This is a genomic window from Pseudomonas sp. P5_109, assembly GCF_034009455.1.
Lineage (GTDB): Bacteria > Pseudomonadota > Gammaproteobacteria > Pseudomonadales > Pseudomonadaceae > Aquipseudomonas.
In genome coordinates, this window is record NZ_CP125380.1 from 903,562 (window position 1) to 923,986 (window position 20,425).

General features: G+C 59.8%; 14 protein-coding genes and 1 tRNA gene. 12 read left to right on the top strand and 3 right to left on the bottom strand.

Translation table 11 applies throughout. From position 1 onward, the window contains the following. Positions 1-137 precede the first annotated feature (137 nt). Positions 138-213 (top strand) — tRNA-Thr (locus QMK54_RS03870). 133 nt (positions 214-346) lie between these two features. Further along, positions 347-652 (top strand): DUF6388 family protein, encoded by a 306-nt coding sequence (locus QMK54_RS03875; protein ID WP_320402095.1) that lies wholly within the window; start codon positions 347-349, stop codon positions 650-652. A gap of 107 nt (positions 653-759) precedes the next feature. On the opposite strand, the gene nadC is transcribed toward QMK54_RS03875, so the two are convergent. Continuing rightward, positions 760-1,608, bottom strand: a complete 849-nt coding sequence (gene nadC, locus QMK54_RS03880) for a carboxylating nicotinate-nucleotide diphosphorylase (protein WP_320402096.1) — start codon at positions 1,606-1,608, stop codon at positions 760-762. Positions 1,609-1,872: 264 nt separating this feature from the next. On the opposite strand from nadC, the gene QMK54_RS03885 reads away from it, so the two are divergent. The 5 genes from QMK54_RS03885 to QMK54_RS03905 all read left to right on the top strand — a co-directional run bounded on the left by QMK54_RS03885 (position 1,873) and on the right by QMK54_RS03905 (position 8,475). After that, the gene (locus QMK54_RS03885; protein ID WP_320402097.1) at positions 1,873-4,071 is read left to right on the top strand and encodes a DUF1631 domain-containing protein; all 2,199 of its coding nucleotides are present in this window, start codon (positions 1,873-1,875) and stop codon (positions 4,069-4,071) included. Between the two features lie 62 nt (positions 4,072-4,133). Next, positions 4,134-4,694, top strand: coding sequence for a 1,6-anhydro-N-acetylmuramyl-L-alanine amidase AmpD (ampD, locus tag QMK54_RS03890; RefSeq protein ID WP_320402098.1), 561 nt, complete (start codon positions 4,134-4,136; stop codon positions 4,692-4,694). Further along, positions 4,691-5,527 carry a regulatory signaling modulator protein AmpE gene (ampE, locus tag QMK54_RS03895; RefSeq protein WP_110657187.1) on the top strand — a complete coding sequence of 279 codons (837 nt, stop codon included), beginning with the start codon at positions 4,691-4,693 and terminating at the stop codon, positions 5,525-5,527. Before ampD ends, ampE begins: the two co-directional genes overlap by 4 nt. A 1,609-nt stretch (positions 5,528-7,136) precedes the next feature. Next, positions 7,137-7,841: a methyl-accepting chemotaxis protein gene (locus QMK54_RS31175; protein ID WP_411740867.1), complete on the top strand. Its 705-nt coding sequence runs from the start codon at positions 7,137-7,139 to the stop codon at positions 7,839-7,841. A gap of 244 nt (positions 7,842-8,085) precedes the next feature. After that, entirely contained in the window at positions 8,086-8,475 is a 390-nt protein-coding gene (locus QMK54_RS03905; RefSeq protein WP_110657183.1) for a hypothetical protein, read from the top strand. Here the strand turns inward: QMK54_RS03905 and QMK54_RS03910 are convergent, their stop codons facing one another. Then, entirely contained in the window at positions 8,476-9,252 is a 777-nt protein-coding gene (locus QMK54_RS03910) for a TatD family hydrolase (protein WP_320402099.1), read from the bottom strand. It abuts the gene before it with no gap. Between the two features lie 3 nt (positions 9,253-9,255). Further along, complete coding sequence (gene cra / locus QMK54_RS03915) at positions 9,256-10,251, bottom strand: catabolite repressor/activator (RefSeq protein WP_223594773.1); 996 nt, start codon at positions 10,249-10,251, stop codon at positions 9,256-9,258. Between the two features lie 290 nt (positions 10,252-10,541). Here cra and ptsP point away from each other — a divergent pair, with 290 nt between their 5' ends. The 5 genes from ptsP (at position 10,542) to QMK54_RS03940 (ending at position 20,374) form a co-directional block, all read left to right on the top strand. Then, positions 10,542-13,403, top strand: a complete 2,862-nt coding sequence (gene ptsP / locus QMK54_RS03920; RefSeq protein WP_320402100.1) for a phosphoenolpyruvate--protein phosphotransferase — start codon at positions 10,542-10,544, stop codon at positions 13,401-13,403. Continuing rightward, complete coding sequence (gene pfkB, locus QMK54_RS03925) at positions 13,403-14,344, top strand: 1-phosphofructokinase (protein ID WP_320402101.1); 942 nt, start codon at positions 13,403-13,405, stop codon at positions 14,342-14,344. Before ptsP ends, pfkB begins: the two co-directional genes overlap by 1 nt. Before the next feature lie 11 nt (positions 14,345-14,355). Continuing rightward, complete coding sequence (locus QMK54_RS03930; protein ID WP_320402102.1) at positions 14,356-16,095, top strand: PTS fructose-like transporter subunit IIB; 1,740 nt, start codon at positions 14,356-14,358, stop codon at positions 16,093-16,095. A gap of 167 nt (positions 16,096-16,262) precedes the next feature. Next, complete coding sequence (locus tag QMK54_RS03935) at positions 16,263-17,852, top strand: alkaline phosphatase D family protein (protein ID WP_320402103.1); 1,590 nt, start codon at positions 16,263-16,265, stop codon at positions 17,850-17,852. 275 nt (positions 17,853-18,127) lie between these two features. Continuing rightward, positions 18,128-20,374, top strand: a complete 2,247-nt coding sequence (locus QMK54_RS03940; protein WP_320402104.1) for an alpha-xenorhabdolysin family binary toxin subunit A — start codon at positions 18,128-18,130, stop codon at positions 20,372-20,374. Positions 20,375-20,425: the final 51 nt, after the last annotated feature.

Genomic DNA, 20,425 nt, shown 5'->3' on the forward strand with positions numbered 1-20,425 from the left:
TACGCCTCACGCCTGACCGCTTCAGCGTTGTAAAAAATGCCCTGCAGTGAAAGCTGTGGGGCATTTTTTTGTCTGCAGGAAATTGAGACGTTCCGGAAGTTGCCTGCCCCTGAAGTCAATGCTAGGTTTAGCCCACCGCCCGTGTAGCTCAGCCGGTAGAGCAGCGCACTCGTAACGCGTAGGTCGCAGGTTCGATTCCTGTCTCGGGCACCAGCAAGACTTGTTTTCAGATGATCCCGAATGGTTCTGAAGGCCAGATAAACCGTGCTTCATACGGTTTTTTTGCGTCAGAGAGATCCTTGATGATCCAGATCCATCTTCCATTCCCCAGATCAACGAGAACGCCATGACAATAAAAGAATTGACCCAAGAAGCCATACACGAAGAAGCACTGAAGAAGTACGTGCTGGATGCCCCCGAGCTGATGGACGAGATCAAGGACTTGAGTCCCGATGATCAGAAAGACCAGATTCAATGGGCTTTCGAGGACGAGGCCGAAGCCCAGGGTTTGCAGCCATGGGAACTGGCCCTCAAGTACACCTCGACGCCTGAGGAGTACGAGACAGAACGCCTGAAACTGCACAAGGAGGCGGCCGAGGTGTTGGGCGTCGAGTGGGAAGAGTACTGCGAGATGAACAATCTGGTGGTTTGAGCAACCTACCTGCCAAGCCGCTTTTGTAGGAGCCCGGCTTGCCGGCGATGGCGATCTCAAGGACGCTATCGCCGGCAAGCCGGGCTCCTACACGATTGCTTTGCTTCTCAGATGCTGAGTCGCATCGACAGATCGACCGCCTTCACATCCTTGGTCATCGCACCGATCGAAATGTAATCCACCCCGGTCTGTGCGATCGGCAGCAACGTGCTTTCGTTGATCCCGCCGCTGGCCTCCAGTTTGGCCTTGCCGGCATTCAGGCGCACGGCTTCGCGCATGTCGTCCAGGCTCAGTTCGTCGAGCATGATGATGTCGGCACCGGCCGCCAGCGCTTCCTTGAGTTCATCCAGGCTTTCCACTTCAATCTCGACCGGTTTGCCCGGAGCGATCTTGTGCGCGGCGGCGATGGCCTGCGCGATGCCGCCGCTGGCGGCGATGTGGTTTTCCTTGATCAGGAAGGCGTCATACAGGCCGATGCGGTGGTTGTGGCAACCGCCGCAGGTCACGGCGTATTTTTGCGCCAGGCGCAGCCCGGGCAAGGTTTTACGGGTGTCGAGCAGCTTGACCTGAGTCTCAGCCACGAAGTCCGCCAGGTACTGCGCGCGGGTCGCCACGCCGGAGAGCATTTGCAGGAAGTTCAGGGCGCTGCGTTCGCCGGTCAGCAGTGAGCGCGCAGGGCCTTCGAGGTGGAACAACACCTGATTGGGTGTCACCCGTTCACCGTCGGCAACCTGCCAGTGCACCGCCACCCGGGGGTCCAGTTGCCGAAACACGGCATCTACCCAGGCGGTGCCGCTGATCACGGCGGCGTCGCGGGTAATGATGGTGGCTTTGGCCAGGCGTTCGGCCGGGATCAACTGCGCGGTGATGTCGCCGCTGCCGATGTCTTCACGCAACGCACGGCGCACGTTGGCTTCGATTTCGGCGGTCAGATCGGCGAGACGTAGATTCGGCATAACGGACTCCACAAACAAAGTGGCCCGATTATAGGGCCATGGCATGGACCAACCCAAGGCATCCACGCGTTACGTTGGCACGGGTGCCTGTATTTGGTCGAATCCCTGACATTGTCGGCGCTTGTCATCGATGCCGAGCAAACGCCCGTTTGAGAGCAGATGCAGAGTCTTCTGGCACAAAGGTGAGCTTTTACCAGATAATTAGACTTATATTTGACGTCATTACTTTGACGGGTCGATGCATTACCGTTCCAGGGAGGCCGAATGCACAACGACGGGAATGTAGTGCCTTTGTACAAGGCAACTACCGACCAGGTGGCTCACTCGCCACTCGCCCGACTGCCGGCGATTCTTCTCCAGGTTCGCGACAAGGCCACGCAACAACTGCGACACGGATTGCAGGCGCTGTTCGATAACGCCGACGATACCCTCTTCGAAATGGCTGACCGCGCCCGCTGTGACGTCGAGCAGTACATCTTCTTTCAAGCGATGCGCGATTTGCGCCTCAAGCACAACAGCATCGAGCGGGTGTTTCTCGAGCAGGTTTTCGCCGCGTTCATCCGGCTTGCCCAATACGATTGCGTGCTTGCGACCTTACCCCAGACCCTGGCGGTCGAAGCTCTGACCGCGCAACCCGATGACGAGCGGCAACGCACAGTCGCGGTGGAAGCGATGGTCAGCCGGGCGCTGGACCGTGACGGTTTCGCCCTGGACCAACTGACAGCCCGACTCTGCGCCTTGTTGGGCAAGGAACCGGGCGACCTGCACAACCCCCTGGGCCCGGCAATGCTCTGCGAGTACTTTTTGCAGGCTGCGCGCCAGCTGGGGCTGGAGATCAAGGTCAAGCTGATTATCCTCCAGTTGTTCGAGCGTTATGTCCTCGGCGAGGCCGATCAACTTTACGCCGAAGCCAACCAGTTGCTGCTGGCCACCGGTGTGTTGCCCGACCTCAAGCCGGCCCCGGTACGCCGAACCGCGGACCGACCTGACGTCAGCGCCGAGGATGGACCGATCGACGCACGCGCCGAGCCGATCGGTCTACCAATCGATGAGAATGTCCAGGAGGTGTTTGCTGCGTTGCAGGCGCTACTGTTCAACGTTCGCGGCAGCCTGTCGCCAACGCTCGAAGTCAGTGCCACTGCGCAGCCGATTGCCACGCGCGATCTGTTGCGCCTGTTGTCGCATTTGCAGCAATACGTGCCGACTCCGGCGGCCGTAGATGATTTCGACCTGCGCAACCAGCTCGAACAGTTACTGACCCGGGTCAGCGTCAAAAGCGGCAGGTCGCGGATTTTCGGGGAGGCCGATGAGGATGTGATCAACCTGGTCGCCATGCTTTTCGAATGCATGCTCGATGATCGCAACCTGCCGGACTCCCTCAAGGCACTGATCAGCCGATTGCAGATTCCACTGGTCAAGGTGGCGGTGCTCGACAAGAGTTTCTTCAGTCGCAGCAGCCATCCGGCACGACGCCTGCTCAACGAAATTGCCAACGCGGCCATGGGTTGGGGAGCCAGTGATGATCACGAGCGTGACAGTCTGTATGTGCGCATCGATCAGGTCGTCCAGCGCTTGTTGAATGACTTTGTCGATGACCCGGCGATTTTTTCCGAATTGCTGGCCGACTTTCTTGCGTTTACCCAGGACGAGCGCCGGCGCAGCGAGTTGCTCGAGCAACGCATTCGTGACGCCGAGGAAGGACGGGCCAAAACCGGATTGGCTCGCCAGCATGTCGAACGGGTGCTGAACCAGGCGTTGTTTGGCAACGTCCTGCCGCGAGTCGTGGTGGGGTTTGCCCAGGAATCCTGGAGCAAGGTACTGCTGCTGACATACCTCAAGCATGGCGATCAGTCAGCTGAGTGGCATGCCGATGTGCGCACCCTGGAGCAGTTGGTCTGGAGCGTTCAGCGTCACCATGAGACCGATGCCGCCGGGATGTTGGCCCTGGTGCCCGGTTTGCTCAAGTCGTTGCGCGACGGGCTGAACTCGTCGGCGTTCGATCCGTTTGCCACCCGCGAGTTTTTCAGCGAACTGGAGCGCTTGCACGTGCAGGCGCTGGAAGGACCGGGGCATTCGGCCGTCGATACGTCGGCGATGGTTGAGGTGTGCGAACCGATCATGTTGCCCTCGGCTGACGAAAGTCAGGGGCACAGTGAGCCGGTGCGTTTGTTTGCGGACGATGCAGGTTTGCGTCAGGTCGATCAAATGCTTGCGGGCAGCTGGGTGGAGTTTCAGGAGGACGCGGAAAATACCCTTCGCTGCAAACTGGTGGCGATCATTGAAAGCAGCGGCCAATACATCTTCGTCAACCGTACCGGCATGAAAGTGCTCGAGCGCAATCGCACCGACCTGGCCCTGGAGCTGCGCAATGGTGTGGCGCGAGTGCTTGACGACACCTTGTTGTTCGAGCGGGCTCTGGAGTCGGTGATCGGCAACCTCAAGCGCCTCAAACGCGGCAAGTGATCGCGCCCCGGGGGATTATCGCGGCATACTGTGCCAACACAGTCGACGTTGAAGGAATCGGTATGCAGTTGGACCCCGCGAGCGGTTGGATTCAGGGAGCGCATGTCTGCCCCTCGCCCAACTTCAATGCGCGCCCCACAGGCGAAATTTCCCTGCTGGTGATCCACAACATCAGCTTGCCACCGGCGCAGTTTGCTACCGGCAAGGTGCAGGAGTTTTTCCAGAATCGTCTGGATGTCACCGAACATCCCTATTTTGAAGGGATCGTGGATTTGCGAGTGTCCGCGCACTTTCTGATCGAGCGCGACGGTACCGTCACCCAGTTTGTTTCATGCCTTGAGCGTGCGTGGCATGCGGGTGTTTCGAGTTTCGAGGGGCGGGAAACCTGTAACGATTTTTCCGTGGGCATCGAGCTCGAAGGCACGGATGATCTGCCGTTCACCGACGCGCAATACAGCGCGTTGACGGCCTTGACCCGCCAGTTGCAGCAGGCGTTCACGGCGATCACCACAGAGCGCATCTGCGGGCACAGCGATATTGCACCCGGGCGCAAAACCGATCCGGGGCCGGCGTTTGACTGGGCACGCTATCGTGCCGCTCTGGCACAAGAGGAAGGGCAATGAGTTTTCTGGTGTTGCTGTTGGCGGTGTGGATTGAGAAGTTCTCGGCCTTGCGCCATCGGGTTCAGCGGGACGGCGGCTGGATACACGAGCTGAACAAGCTCGAGGCCAGCCCGCGACTCTCAAACCGGCCATGGCTGGTCTTGTCGATACTGGTCTTGTTGCCGGTAGCGTTGCTGGGGCTGCTGCTGGTCGTCATCGAGCCGGTGGCCTATGGGTTGCTGGCGTTGCCAATCCATTTGCTGGTTGTGATTTACAGCCTGGGGCGCGGCGATCTGCTGGGCGATCTCGGGCCGTTCCGCGATGCCTGGCGTCGGGAGGACCTGCAGGCAGCGTCGCATGTCGCCAAGCGCGATCTGGATATCTGCGCAGACAGTGGCGAGCAACTGCTGGAGCGGGTCGAAGGGCATTTGCTGTGGGAGGCCTACCACAGCTTTTTCGCGGTGATTTTCTGGTACTTCCTGTTGGGGCCGGTCGCGGCGCTGAGTTATCGGTTGCTCGCGTTGGCCGAAGAACACGGGAAAAACCCTGCGGTGGTCGAGCGCGCCGGGCAACTGCGTCACGCCTTCGACTGGGTGCCGGTGCGCCTGCTCGCGGCGAGCCTGGCGTTGGTCGGCAATTTTGTCGCGGTCAGCCGGGTCATGCTGCATGAACTGCTGAACTGGAACATCAGCGCCGCGCAATTGATCGAGAAAGTCGGACTGGTGGCCGGTGAAATTCCGGCGCCGGTGGCCGGCGCGGAAGGTATCAACAATCTGGACCGCATCTGGGAAATGCTGCTGCGTGCCGCCGTGCTCTGGTATGCCGGGATTGCGTTGTGGACGGTCCTGCATTAGACCATGTAGCCACGGCTGCTGTGGCGAGGGAGCTTGCTCCCGCTGGGTGGCGCAGCCGCCCCATTCAACTCACCACCAACGACTGCTGCGCAGCCGGACGGGGGCAAGCCCCCTCACCACACAGGGGGCGATCACTTGTCCTGAGGGCTTCGCCCTGTCGTTAACCTTAAGTTACAAAACCTCCTGCCGATTTAAGTTATACAGAGATAGCGCCGAATAGTGGCTATCTGCTGTCTGTCTGCGCCTGCCAATAAAAAAAATAAGAATTGAAGGGAGACATCCAGTGAAGAGCTTGCTCTATCCCGCTGTCGCACTGATGAACCGCCTGAGCTTCGGCATGAAGTTCAGCCTGATCAGCGTACTGTTCCTGGTGCCGATGCTGGTGACCAACTTCTATCTGGTGCGTGACTCCTATCGCGAATTCCAGGGCACGCGCATCGAACTGCAAAGTCTCGACCTGTTGGGCAGCAGCCTGACGCTGCGGCGCGATCTGGAAACCCTGAACAACCTGGTGCAGATCAATGTCAGCCTCGGCCAATCCGGCAAGGCTGGCAATGTCGAGTCGAAAATCAGCGCCCTTGAGCAGAATATTCTGACTCGCCTGCAAGGGCTGACGGCGATGACCAGCGACCCGGAGCAGGTCGCGGTGTTCGATGGCAAACGCGATGAAATGATCGCCGCGTTCAAGACCCAGCAAACGGAAAGCTCCCTGCAAAGCAAAAGCGCCCTGATCGGCAAGCTGGTGGGCAGCGCGCAGATTTTCAGCCAGCTCATTACTAGCCAGTCCGGCCTCAGTCGCGACAACCAGAGCGACATGCGCCAGTTGAGCGAGCTCGTCACCCTCGTCACGCCACGTGTCACCCAGATCCTGGGCGAAGGCCGGGCAATGGGTTCTTATTCGTTGGGGCAGGGTTTCATCAACTCGGCTTCGAGTACCCGATTCGATGAATTGCTGGCGCAGATTGAAAAGCTCCAGGCCGAGTATGGCCTGAAGTTGCAGGATGCCCTGGGTTCCAGCAAGGCCGCGCGCGACACCCTGGCTGTGCAGGCCGATAGCAGTCGGGCATCGTTGAAGAAAGCCAGTGAGCTGTTCGAAGAACAAGTGGTCATGGCCGACACGCTCGATGCGCCATGGCAGGGCTTTTATGATCAAGTCAGCGCCCTGATGGACCAGACTTATCAGCTCAACGAAGCGACCCTGAAGTATCTGGGCCCGCAGTTGCAGCAACGCCTGGACCAGAACCGCACGCACATGGTCCTGCAGGCCGTGGCGTTGTCAGTGGTGTTTGTGTTGATCTTTTATCTCTACGGAGCTTTCTATGCCTCGACCCGCACCACGCTCAAACGCCTGGGGGCGGTGATGGACAAGGTGGCGGCCGGCGACATGACGGTGACCTTCAGCGCCCACAGCCGTGACGAGCTGGGGGAACTGGGCGAGGTATTCAACGGCACGGTGAAGAAAATCCATGACCTGATCGAGCGGGTGGGGCAGACCGTCAGCGAAGTCGAGCGTCAGGCCGGGCAAGTGGAGAGCGTTTCCGCGCAAAGCAACCAGGCCGTCGCTGGGCAGCGCACGCAGATCGAACAAGTGGCCACTGCCATGAACCAGATGTCGGCCACTTCCCAGGAAGTGGCGCGCAGTGCCGCGGCGGCGGTGAGCAGCGCCCACAGCGTCAACGACGAAACCATCAGCGGTCGCGGTCTGGTGGAGTCGCAGCAAGGCAGCATTGCCGCGCTGGCCAGCGAAATCGATCAATCGGTGTTGGTGATCAATCAACTGGCCAGCGACAGCCAGTCCATTAGCCGCGTTCTGGAAGTGATCAAGAGCATCGCCGAGCAGACCAACCTGCTGGCGCTCAATGCCGCCATCGAGGCAGCGCGGGCCGGTGAGCAGGGCCGTGGTTTCGCCGTGGTCGCCGATGAAGTCCGGACCCTGGCCAAACGCACCCAGCAATCGACCGAAGAAATCGAGCAGATGATCATCAGGCTTCATGGCGGTGTCGGTGCCGCAGTCAAGGCCATGGGCACCAGCCATGAAATGGCCAATGGCACGGTGGGACAGTCGGAGAAGGTCCAGCGGGCACTGGAAAACATTCTGGGAGCGGTCGGCATGATCGTCGACCAGAACCAGCAGATTGCCGCCGCGGTGGAGCAGCAAACTGCCGTGGCCCACGACATCGACCAGAACATCGTCGAGATCAACCGTGCCGGCGAGCGTACTGCTGAAGGTGCGCATCAGACCGAAGATGCCAGTCGGGCGTTGTCGGCTCAGGTCGTGGAGTTGAAGCAGTTGATCAGTGCATTCCGGGTCTGAGACTGGCCGGGATGTAAATGTGGGAGCGGGCTTGCTCGCGAAAGCGGTCTGTCAGGCACATTGATGTTGAATGTGCCGCCGTCTTCGCGAGCAAGCCCGCTCCCACAGTTTTGCTGTATGTTCGGAAAGTTTTGTAATGCTTTTTTCCCTTCCCGGTGGGAATTCTCCTGATTCTCTCCGTGCGCTGGATTCTTGATTACGATCAAGGAAGAGTGACGCGCTTACCGCATGGAGGAACTTGGTTATGTCTGTCGCAACAATGGGGATCCAGGGGTATTGCGCACACTGTCAACGCACATTGCGATTGCAACCCTGGCAGCTCAATGCCATTGCGATCAATGAAGCGTTTGCCTGTGCGCACTGCCAGAAACAGGTGCAGTTGCGTTGCCCGGAACAGATCAGGCGCTTCAAGTCGCTCGACTCTTTTACACCGTTGCGTGCCAGCCTGCGGGTGATGGTCTGCACCGCCCTGCTGGTGGCGTTGGTGATGGAGTGGGTGGGAATGCTCAGTGTCATCGAACAGCTGAATGCTTCGCTGATCGCCGTATTCGTTTACTTCGCAGTGGTCCGTTATTTCCGCCAGCGCCAGCATTTGACGCTAATCCTGGAAGCCGCCAAGGCTCACGTCGACTGATTACCAGCCGAACACTTCGCAGCTGTTGGCGGTGCTGGTCGCCGCCAGTTGTTCCGGGCTGATCGCCATCCATTGCGCCAGTGCCGTGCAGATCGCCGGCAAGTGTGCCGGGCTGTTGCGCTGGCCGGGGAACATGGCCGGGGCCATGTCCGGCGAGTCGGTTTCCAGCACCACCGAATCCAGCGGCAGTTCGCCGAGCACACGGTGCATGCGCAACGCCTGCGGCCAGGTCGGGGCGCCACCAAGGCCGAGCTTGAAACCGAGCTTGATGTATTCGCGGGCCTCTTCCTTGCTGCCGGCAAAGGCGTGGATGATGCCGGCCCGTTTCAGGCGAAACCGTTTGAGCGTGGCAATTACCGCCGCATGGCTTCGCCGCACATGGATCAATGCCGGAAGATTGAAATCCGCCGCCAATTGCAATTGCGCGTCGAACAACGCCTGCTGGCGGTCGCGGTCGAGGGTTTCGATGAAGTAATCCAGGCCGATCTCGCCCACCGCACACAGTTGCCGATGGCCGGCCAGACGGGTCAGCCAGTCACCGAGTTCGCTCAGGTGTTGCGGGCGATGATCGTCCAGATACACCGGATGCAGCCCGAACGCGGCGTGCAGGTCAGGGTCACTCTGCACCAGCTCCCAGACCCGCTGCCAATTGGCCTGATAAACCCCCAACACCACGATCCGCCGCACCCCGAGGGCACGGCTCTCGGCCAGCAGCGCCTGGCGGTCGGCGTCGAAATCCGGAAAATCCAGGTGGGTGTGGGTGTCGATCAGCTCCACGGCTCAGTCCTGAAGAATACGCTGCTTGAACGTCCGCGGGATGGCTTGCACGCCGGGTCGGTAATCCGACTGCTCGATGGCCGCCAGAGCGAGCGCGAGGGCTTTGTCGGCGATCAACTGGTGTTGCTGGGCCATGGCGTTGACCGGTAGCGGCAAGAAGTCCAGCAACTGGGTGTCACCGAATGTGCCGAGGCGCAGCGGGCGGTTTTTCAGCGGGAAATCGTGCAGCGCATCGAACACGCCCTGAAGCAATACGTATGACGTGGTCACCAGCGCATCGGGCAAATGCCCCAGGCGCTGCAGCAACTCCTCCATCAATTGTTTGCCGCATTCGCGGCTGAAGGATTCGCCTTCTTCGATCAGCACCTCACCGTTGAATCCGGCGAGGGCCTCCTTGAAGCCGGCACAACGTTCCCGGCTGATGCTCAGCTCGGGCCGGGCGCCGATCAGGGCAATCTGTTTGGGCTGCGGCTCCAGCAGGCTGCGGGTCAGTTGCAGGCTGGCCTCGCGGTCATCACTGATCACCGAACAGAAGTGCTCGGGTTCCATGACCCGGTCGATGGCGATGATTGGAATACCCTTGGCCTGCAATTGCAGATAGCTGTCGTCGCCGGCCGGCAGGCAGCTGGCAACGATCAACGCGTCACAGCGCCGGGCGCGGAACAGTTGCAGCAATTGCCGTTCGCTGTCCGGGGCATCGTCGGAACTGGCGATCAGCAACTGATAACCCCGGGCTCGCGCACCTTGCTCCAGCAATTTGGCGATTCGCGCGTAACTGGGGTTTTCCAGATCCGGCAGAATGAACCCCAACGTGCGCGTGTGTCGGCTGCGCAAACCGGCGGCCTGTGGGTTAGGCGTGAAGCCATGTTGTTCGACGACCGCACGCACGCGTTCGACAGTGGCGCTGCTGATGCGCTGTTGTTCGGCCTTGCCATTGATGACATAGCTGGCGGTGGTAACGGACACACCGGCCAACTGGGCAATATCACTGAGTTTCAACCCGCTGTTTCCTTGTTTTTTCGAGATTGCCTCGACATTTTCGTCAATCCTAACCGATTAAGGCAGGCGACCATTGTCGCAACGCATCCGACAAGTTGGACTTCAAGGATGGGCCAATATCGAGTAACGTGCCAACTGATCTAGATTAAACGTTTCAGCAAGCGTATTTTCTACGTTTTAGGCGCCTTTGGCCGGTTCTGCCGTGAAACCGCCAAAAGCGATGACCAAGCGCCTAAGCTGACTCATTCAAAACAATACCTGGTGCCCCAAGGCGCCAAAAAGGAGAAAGCATGCTCGAGCTCACTGTAGAGCAGATTTCCATGGGCCAGTCGGCTGTGGATAAGTCCGCAGCGCTGCACTTGCTGGCCGGGCATCTGGTCGCCGACGGCCTGGTTGCCGAGGGGTATCTCGCCGGTTTACAGGCGCGGGAAGCCCAGGGCTCGACCTTTCTCGGTCAAGGTATTGCCATCCCCCACGGTACCCCCGAAACCCGCGACCTGGTGTACACCACCGGCGTGCGCCTGATGCAGTTCCCCGATGGCGTGGACTGGGGTGACGGTCATGTCGTTTACCTGGCGATCGGCATCGCCGCCAAATCCGATGAACACCTGCGCCTGTTGCAATTGCTCACCCGCGCCCTCGGCGAGACTGACCTGGGCCAGGCCCTGCGTCGCGCCGGTTCCGCCGAAGCCTTGCTGAAGTTGCTGCAAGGCGCGCCTCAGGAGCTGGCGCTGGATGCGCAGATGATCGGCCTGGGTGTGGCGGCCGAAGATTTCGAAGAGCTGGTCTGGCGCGGCGCGCGTTTGTTGCGGCAAGCCGATTGTGTGAGCAACGGGTTTTCCGCCGTGCTGCAACAGGTTGAAGCGCTGCCATTGGGCGACGGCCTGTGGTGGCTGCACAGCGAACAGACGGTGAAGCGCCCGGGCCTGGCCTTCGTCACCCCGGACAGACCGCTGCGCTACCTCGGCCAGCCGCTCAATGGACTGTTCTGCCTGGCCAGCCTCGGTGAGGCTCATCAAGCCCTGCTCGAACGCCTCTGCGCGTTGTTGATCGAAGGGCGTGGCCATGAACTGGGGCGCGCCACCAGCAGCCGCAAAGTCCTCGAAGTGCTCGGTGGCGAAGTGCCCACCGACTGGCCCAGCGCACGGATCGCGTTGGCCAACGCCCACGGTTTGCATGCGCGGCCGGCGAAAATCCTCGCGCAACTGGCAAAGAGTTTTGACGGTGATATCCGCGTGCGCATTGTCGATGGCCACGACAGCGCGGTGTCGGTAAAGAGCTTGAGCAAGTTGCTCAGCCTCGGCGCGCGTCGGGGTCAGGTCCTGGAAATCATCGCCGAACCGGGCATCGCGGCTGATGCATTGCCGGCCTTGTTGGCCGTCATCGAAGAAGGGCTCGGAGAAGAAGTCGAACCGTTGCCGCCGGTCAGCCAGGCACGCGAAGTCGTTGTCGAGATGGCCGAAGTGGTCCTCGCCCCGGTGGCGGGCAGTGTGGTTCAGGCGATTGCCGCCGCGCCGGGGATCGCCATCGGCCCGGCCCATATTCAAGTGCTGCAAACCATCGATTACCCGTTGCGCGGCGAGTCCGCCGGCATCGAGCGTGAGCGTCTCCAGCAAGCCCTGGCGCAGGTACGCCGTGACATCCAGGGCTTGATCGAGCGCAGCAAGAGCAAAGCCATCCGCGAAATCTTCATCACCCACCAGGAGATGCTCGACGACCCGGAACTGACCGATGAGGTCGATACGCGCCTCAAGCAGGGCGAAAGCGCCGAGGCGTCGTGGATGGCCGTGATTGAAGCGGCAGCCCGGCAGCAGGAAGCGTTGCAGGATGCCTTGCTCGCGGAACGTGCCGCCGACTTGCGCGACATCGGCCGTCGGGTGTTGATGCAGCTCAGCGGCATCGAAACCCCGAGCGAACCGGATCAGCCGTACATTCTGGTGATGGACGAGGTCGGTCCGTCCGACGTCGCGCGTCTCGACCCGGCTCGCGTGGCGGGGATTCTCACCGCCCGGGGTGGCGCCACGGCGCACAGTGCGATTGTTGCCCGGGCGCTGGGCATCCCGGCACTGGTCGGTGCCGGCCCCGGTGTGTTGCTGCTGGCGCCGGGTACGCCTCTGCTGCTCGATGGCCAGCGTGGGCGCCTGCATGTGGACGCTGACGTGGCGACCTTGCAGCGCGCCACGGCCGAACGCGATACCCGCGAGCAACGCTTGCAGGCAGCTGCCGAGCAGCGCCATCAACCGGCGCTGACCACCGATGGCCACGCCGTCGAAGTGTTCGCCAACATTGGTGAAAGCGCTGGCGTGACTGGCGCGGTCGAGCAGGGCGCCGAAGGCATTGGCCTGTTGCGCACCGAACTGATTTTCATGGCCCACCCGCAAGCGCCCGACGAGGCAACCCAGGAAGCCGAATACCGCCGCGTCCTCGACGGTCTGGCCGGGCGGCCGCTGGTGGTGCGCACCCTCGATGTCGGGGGCGACAAACCGTTGCCGTACTGGCCGATCGCGAAGGAAGAAAACCCCTTCCTCGGCGTGCGCGGCATTCGCCTGACCTTGCAGCGCCCGCAGATCATGGAAGCGCAACTGCGCGCCTTGCTGCGGGCCGCCGACAACCGGCCGCTGCGGATCATGTTCCCGATGGTGGGCAGCGTGGACGAGTGGCGCCAGGCCCGTGACATGACCGAACGCCTGCGCCAGGAAATCCCGGTCGCCGACCTGCAACTGGGGATCATGATCGAAGTACCGTCGGCGGCATTGCTGGCGCCGGTGCTGGCCAAGGAGGTCGACTTTTTCAGCGTCGGTACCAACGACCTGACCCAATACACCCTGGCCATCGACCGTGGCCATCCGACGCTGTCGGCCCAGGCCGATGGCTTGCATCCGGCGGTGCTGCAGCTGATCCACATCACCGTGCGCGCGGCCCACGCCCACGGTAAATGGGTCGGTGTGTGCGGCGAGCTGGCGGCCGACCCGCTGGCGGTGCCGGTGCTGGTCGGTCTCGGCGTGGACGAACTCAGCGTCGGCGCGCGCAGTATTGCCGAGGTCAAGGCGCGAATTCGCGAACTGGGCTTCACTGAGACTCAAACCCTTGCCCGCCAGGCCCTGGCCGTGGGCAGTGCCAATGAAGTGCGTGCATTAGTGGAGGCCCTGTAATGGCCCGGATTCTTACCCTGACCCTCAACCCGGCGCTGGACCTCACCGTCCAGTTGCCGCGCCTCGAGGCCGGTCAGGTCAACCGCAGCGATGTGATGCACACCCACGCCGCCGGCAAAGGCGTGAACGTGGCGCAAGTGCTGGCGGACCTCGGACATCAGCTGACCGTCAGTGGCTTTCTTGGCGAAGACAACCTGCAAGCGTTCGAAACATTGTTTGCCAAACGCGGTTTTGTCGATGCCTTCATCCGCGTTCCGGGCGAGACCCGCAGCAACATCAAGCTGGCGGAAAGCGACGGCCGCATCACTGACATCAACGGGCCGGGACCACAGGTCAGCGAAGCGGCGCAGCAGGCCTTGATGGATCGACTGGAGCATATTGCCCCGGGGCACGATGCGGTGGTGGTCGCCGGCAGTTTGCCGTTGGGCGTTAGCGCGAAATGGTTGCAGACGTTGGTTTTGCGCTTGAAGGAACTGGGTCTGAACGTCGCGCTCGACACCAGCGGCGATGCGTTGCGCGAGGCGCTCAAGGTCGGTCCGTGGTTGATCAAACCCAACACTGAAGAGCTGGCCGAAGTGCTGGACTGCGAGGTCGTGTCGGTCCGTGCCCAGGCCAAGGCGGCGGAGCGCTTGCACGCCCAGGGCATCGAGCATGTGGTGATTTCCCATGGTGCCGAGGGCGTGAATTGGTTCAGCGTCGGCTCGGCGCTGCATGCCACGCCGCCCAGGGTCAGCGTCGCCAGCACGGTGGGCGCGGGTGACTCGTTGTTGGCGGGGATGCTCCACGGTTTGCTCAGTGCCGATACGCCGGAGCAGACCTTGCGCACGGCCACGGCGATTGCCGCGATGGCGGTGACCCAGATCGGTTTCGGCATTGGCGATGCGGCGCAACTGGCGCAGCTCGAACAGGGTGTGCGCGTGCGTCCCCTGACAGAACAATAAGAGGGTTTGTCATGAAGTTAGCCATCGTTACGGCCTGCCCGAATGGCATGGTCACCAGTGTGCTGTGTGCCCGGCTGCTCGATGCCGCGGCCCAGCGTCAGGGCTGGAGCACCAGTGTCGAAGTCAGCGATGCCGCGCACCCCGAAAAGCAACTGTCGGCGGCCACCCTCGACGCGGCGGAGTGGGTGCTGCTGGTGACCAGCGCACCGGTGGACATGTCGCGGTTTGTCGGCAAGCGGGTGTTCCAGAGCACCCCGGCCCAGGCCCTGCAAGACGTGGAAAGCGTGCTGCGGCGCGGTGCGCAGGAGGCTCAGGTCTATGCCGCTGCCGAAGCCGTCGTAGAGCCTGTGGCGGCTGCGCCAAGCACACCGCGACTGGTGGCCGTTACCGCGTGTCCGACCGGCGTGGCGCACACGTTCATGGCCGCCGAAGCCTTGCAACAAGCGGCCAAGCGCCTTGGCTATGACTTGCAGGTGGAAACCCAGGGTTCGGTCGGCGCGCGCAATCCATTGAGCGCAGCGGCGATTGCCGAGGCCGATGTGGTGCTGCTGGCCGCCGATATCGAAGTCGCCACCGAGCGTTTCGCCGGCAAGAAAATCTATCGTTGTGGCACCGGCATTGCCCTCAAGCAAGCCGAAGCGACCTTGAACAAAGCCTTGGCCGAAGGCCGGCAGGAAAGTGCATCGAGCGCTTCTCAAGCTACGGTCAAACAGGAGAAGACGGGCGTCTATAAACACCTGCTGACCGGCGTGTCGTTCATGTTGCCGATGGTGGTGGCCGGCGGCCTGATGATCGCCCTGTCGTTCGTGTTCGGCATCACCGCGTTCAAGGAAGAGGGCACGCTGGCGGCGGCGTTGATGCAGATCGGCGGCGACACCGCGTTCAAGTTGATGGTGCCGCTGCTGGCGGGCTATATCGCCTATTCGATCGCCGACCGTCCGGGCCTGGCGCCGGGGATGATCGGCGGCCTGCTCGCGAGCACCCTGGGCGCCGGTTTCATCGGCGGGATCATTGCCGGTTTTCTTTCCGGCTATGCGGCCAGGGCGATCAATAGATATGCGCGTTTGCCGCAGAGCCTTGAGGCACTCAAGCCGATCCTGATCATCCCGCTGCTGGCGAGTCTGTTCACCGGTCTGGTGATGATCTACGTCGTCGGCAAACCGGTGGCCGGGATGCTCGCCGGCCTCACGCATTTCCTCGACAGCATGGGCACTACCAACGCGATTCTGCTGGGTGTATTGCTGGGCGGCATGATGTGCGTCGACCTCGGTGGGCCGATCAATAAGGCGGCCTATGCGTTCTCGGTCGGGCTGCTGGCGTCGCAGAGTTACGCGCCGATGGCGGCGACCATGGCCGCGGGCATGGTGCCGCCGATTGGCCTGGGCATTGCCACGTTCATTGCCCGCCGCAAGTTTGCCCAGACTGAGCGCGAAGCCGGTAAGGCCGCACTGGTGCTGGGGTTGTGTTTCATCTCGGAAGGGGCGATTCCTTTTGCGGCGAAAGATCCGCTGCGGGTGATCCCGGCGAGCATCGCCGGCGGTGCGCTGACCGGTGCGCTGTCGATGTATTTCGGCTGCAAACTGATGGCGCCCCACGGTGGGTTGTTCGTGCTGGCGATCCCGAATGCGATCAACCATGCGCTGCTTTATCTGTTGGCGATCGTGGCGGGGAGCCTGTTGACGGCGGTGGTGTATGCGCTGGTCAAGCGGCCGGAGGGGGTGGAGTTGGCGGTAGACCCCGTCACCGCCTGACACAAATAACTGTGGGAGCGGGCTTGCTCGCGAAAGCGGAGTGTCAGCAAAGAATGTTTCGGCTGACACGACGCCTTCGCGAGCAAGCCCGCTCCCACAAGGGATCTGTGGTGTTGGGAAGATGTGTGTCAGACCATGCTTTAGTTTTCCACTCCAGGGAGAACACCATGAGCGATTTCAACCCCGGGCGTCGTCGTGTTGTTCAAGCGCTCGGTGCCGGATTGCTGCTGCCAGGGCTGGCGCCGGCGGTGATCGCTTCGCTCAAGGAGCGGCCGCAACTCACCGATGGCGTGCAGTCCGGCGACGTGCAGGGCGACCGGGCGATCATCTGGAGCCGCTGCGACCGCCCCGCACGGATGGTGGTGGAGTGGGACACCCGCAGCCTGTTTCCCAACCCCCGGCGATTCGTCTCGCTTCTGGCCGATACGCGCAGCGATTTCACCGCCCGGGTCGAGCTCACCGGGCTGCCCGCCGACCAGGCGATTTTCTATCGCGTGCAATTTGAAGACGCCCAGAGCGGCGTTGCCAGCGAACCCTGGTTCGGTCACTTGCGCAGCGTGCCGCAGACCCGGCGCGACATCCGTTTTATCTGGAGCGGCGACACGGCGGGCCAGGGCTTCGGGATCAACCCGGATATCGGCGGCATGCGCATCTACGAAGCGATGCGCCGGCGTCTGCCGGACTTTTTTATCCACAGCGGCGACACCATTTACGCCGACAACCCGATCCCGGCGCAGCTCAATACGGAAGGCGGGCGGGTGTGGCGCAATATCACCACCGAGGCCAAGAGCAAAGTCGCCGAGACCCTCGATGAGTATCGTGGTAATTATCGCTACAACCTGATGGACGAAAACATCCGCCGCTTCAATGCCGAGGTTCCGCAGATCTGGCAGTGGGACGACCACGAAGTGCTGAACAACTGGTCGCCCGGAAAGCAGCTGGATGCGCGTTACCAGAGCAAAGATATCCACAGCCTGGTGGACCGCGCACGCCAGGCCTGGCTCGAATACGCGCCGATGCGCATGCAGAGTGCCGATGGCGGCGGGCGGATCTATCGCAAGCTCGGTTACGGGCCGTTGCTCGATGTGTTCGTGCTCGACATGCGCAGCTATCGCGGGGCCAATGACGACAATCTGGGGGATGCCAAGCCGTTTCTCGGTCGTGAGCAACTGGACTGGCTCAAGCGCGAAATGCAGGCCTCGAACGCGCAATGGAAAGTGATCGCCGCCGACATGTCCATCGGCCTTGGCGCGCCTGACGGTGAAGTCAGCCCCGGTGTCACGAGGTGGGAAGCGGTGGCCAACGGTGACCCCGGCCCGGCCCAGGGGCGCGAACTGGAAATCGCCGAATTGCTCGGCTTCCTGCGGGCGCGGCAGGTGCGTAATTTTCTGTTCCTGACGGCGGATGTGCATTACTGCGCGGCCCATCATTACCATCCGGATCGGGCGGCGTTCCAGGACTTTGAGCCGTTCTGGGAGTTCATTGCCGGGCCGTTGAATGCGGGCAGTTTCGGGCCTGACTCACTGGATAAAACCTTTGGCCCTGAAGTGGTATTCGAGAAGGCATCCCCTACACATAACGCCTCGCCGTTTGCCGGGTTTCAGTTTTTTGGCGAGGTGAATATCGATGGGCAGAGTGGGGAGTTGAGCGTGGTGTTGCGGGATCTGGACGGCATGGCGGTGTTTGAGCAAAGACTGTCTCCGTGTGACTCGGTATTTGCTCGCTCTATGGGAAATGATTTTTGCAAAAGAAGCTGATACTGAAAGTTGCGGGGTTTATTTGTAATTACTGTCAAATGCTGGCGTCTGGAGGTTGCTGTGTTGATGTTGATTGAGGCTTTCAGTGGTTCTCGTTAGTCGATGAATTTGATGTTTGTTTGTTGAGGTTTTCTAATTCTCATATTTTCATATATTTAATCGCTTGATCGATATTGGGTGTGTGCTTAATTTCTTCTCTGAACTTAATGACGAATAAGCAGGCTGTGAGAGTTGTATGGTCTGGTTAAGAGTCTAACTTTTAGAGAGGGATCGCTATGTCCGCTGTGTTGTGGGAAAAAAGCCTGGAAGGCAAAAATCACGAAGAAATTGCAGATCTTGCAGCCGTTGTCCCCCAGACGCTCATGTCTTTGTCGACCGGGGCCGCGAATGACATTACTCGCGCAAACGGATTGGTACTGACCAAAGCTCAAATCATTTCCCTGCGAAAATACGAAGCCGCAGGGCTGGCACTTCCGACCAACGAGCGAGCCCTTGCGATTTACCTGAGTTTTGGCGACGAAGAGGGTGGCAAAGGTTTCACGACTGAAGACTTTCTCGCGTCTTTTAGAAAGATAAACTCGCATGCCAGTCTGTGGTCCCCCCTGCGCTCTCGCATCATGCTGACGGGAACCCATTTGAAACTGTTTGGTTTGAACATGGGGGTATATCTTCTTTCGGTCGAGGAGATTTTCACTGAAGTCAAACTGGCAAAGACGCTGGGTACACACAAGATCACCAACTACAAGGAACTGCGCGACTGGGAAGTGAAAGAAGGCAAGCCGTTCCCGGATCTTGCGTTGGAAGCGGACACCATCCCGGATATGGGGGATGTTCTGGATCTGATCTTCGAGCACGTCAAGGAGTATCTGCGCACGGCCGTTGAAATCAAAACCGATCTCAACGCGTTTAGTCAACAACTGACGAACGATGTCATTCCTACTATCAAGTTGCTGGCGCTGGCTCTCGAGAGTAATACGTACGCGTCGGACATCGAGAGTTTGAATAACGAGATCAAGGAGCGCGCCAATCAAATTGATGAGTTGAACAAAGAGTACAAGGCGCTGGTTTTGAAATCGCTTGAGTCGTTTAGCAACTTTTCGCTCATCGGGTTGGGAGTTGCCATCTATATCGGGGTGGAAGCTGAAGATGTACGATCCCGGCGCAATGATCTGAGCGGCATTCAGGAAGCTGCCATCAAGAGCCTTGAGAGCAAGTCCAAGACCCTGGGCTCGATCGCACGGATCAGAAGTGACATGCAGGATATGCAGACGGTCGCTCTGGATGCTGAAGTGGCGACAAATAACGTGGTCCATACCTGGAACGTGCTTCATGCGTACATCGAAAGCTCCGAAAAAGCGGTCTCGAAGATCGAAGGCGGTGTTCGGTTATTCGCCTTCATTACTCAATTTCGTTTGGTCGCTGCGCCATGGGCCGCGATCCACAACAGTGCTGATGCCCTGGTTGAGTTATTCCGCGAGGCGGAAGTTGAATACATGAGGGAATACGGTTTTCAAGGAAAAAGATCAAGGAGGTCTTTAATGCAAAGTGATATGTACCCTGCCGTGCAAACCAATGTCTTTCAGGACAGTTGTTCGAAACTGCGCAACAGCGCGGTGGAGGCGAAGTTGTTGTTCTTGAAAACTGATTATCTCCCGGATTTGAGCGAAAAGTTTCAAGCACTTTCGCTCGATGTTTCGATCGGCTCCAACGCAGTCAGGGAAAAGGCTCTGAAAACCGAGTTTGCACTTAGATCCACACTTGGGCAGTTAATGTCACTCGAGGAAGAACTGCAAGAAGGTTCTGAAGAGGTCGATGAAATTCATGGGGAGCAGGCTGAGTTGTTAAAAGAGTCACAGGCATCCGTCAGTGAGATTTCCAATTCGTTGAGTGAAAGTCTCGAGAAATTCAACGCAGTCTACGATGAGACAACCGTGCGGGGATTCAAAGCCTCGTTGATTAATGACGCTGCAGATCGTGAAGTCGTATTGGAACGTTTGAATGCCAGCCTGACTGATCTTGAAAAAAAACGTGCAGTCATCAACGAAGCTGTGGATGAACTCAATAAACTCGGAATTTCCGGCGTTATCAAGAATATCGAACTGAATGTCGAGACGGTTAAAAAGCTCGGTGCGAAGCCATCTCAGGTTGAACTTGTACTGGCAGCGGTCGAGAAAGTGAAACAGGATCTGCAGGGCGCAGTAAAGGATGTTTCCTTTGTCTTGATGGTAAAACAGAACCAAGTCCTTCGTGATAAGACTGTGGAGGTGCAGGCGCAAATCACTGCCGAAAAACGAGGCGCACGAAGCACTACCGACAAAATAAAGCTCATCGATGTTTTTGGCGAGATGAATGAGCAGCGCAAACTCTACGTAGCAGAGTTCGAAAAGATCGACAAAACAGTGTCGCGTTTCTTGAACTCGATGAGGGCTCATCAGGCTACGCCCTTGAGTAAGCAGATTTCAGAATTTCTCTCTACCGCCAATGGTTTTGCCGGTTATCTGAATCAGCTTTCTAATCTGTAAGTATTACGTTTCATACCGCCCTTGAATGGCCGTGCGTCGAGCCTCTCGATG

Bases quoted from the DNA above. Each gene is read 5' to 3' on its own strand.
- QMK54_RS31175 (WP_411740867.1), top strand. From the start codon at position 7,137: ATGTCGGCCACTTCCCAGGAAGTGGCGCGCAGTGCCGCGGCGGCGGTG.
- ptsP (WP_320402100.1), top strand. From the start codon at position 10,542: ATGCTCGAGCTCACTGTAGAGCAGATTTCCATGGGCCAGTCGGCTGTG.
- QMK54_RS03930 (WP_320402102.1), top strand. From the start codon at position 14,356: ATGAAGTTAGCCATCGTTACGGCCTGCCCGAATGGCATGGTCACCAGT.
- QMK54_RS03885 (WP_320402097.1), top strand. From the start codon at position 1,873: ATGCACAACGACGGGAATGTAGTGCCTTTGTACAAGGCAACTACCGAC.
- QMK54_RS03875 (WP_320402095.1), top strand. From the start codon at position 347: ATGACAATAAAAGAATTGACCCAAGAAGCCATACACGAAGAAGCACTG.
- QMK54_RS03940 (WP_320402104.1), top strand. From the start codon at position 18,128: ATGTCCGCTGTGTTGTGGGAAAAAAGCCTGGAAGGCAAAAATCACGAA.
- ampE (WP_110657187.1), top strand. From the start codon at position 4,691: ATGAGTTTTCTGGTGTTGCTGTTGGCGGTGTGGATTGAGAAGTTCTCG.
- QMK54_RS03905 (WP_110657183.1), top strand. From the start codon at position 8,086: ATGTCTGTCGCAACAATGGGGATCCAGGGGTATTGCGCACACTGTCAA.
- QMK54_RS03935 (WP_320402103.1), top strand. From the start codon at position 16,263: ATGAGCGATTTCAACCCCGGGCGTCGTCGTGTTGTTCAAGCGCTCGGT.
- ampD (WP_320402098.1), top strand. From the start codon at position 4,134: ATGCAGTTGGACCCCGCGAGCGGTTGGATTCAGGGAGCGCATGTCTGC.
- nadC (WP_320402096.1), bottom strand. From the start codon at position 1,608: ATGCCGAATCTACGTCTCGCCGATCTGACCGCCGAAATCGAAGCCAAC.
- pfkB (WP_320402101.1), top strand. From the start codon at position 13,403: ATGGCCCGGATTCTTACCCTGACCCTCAACCCGGCGCTGGACCTCACC.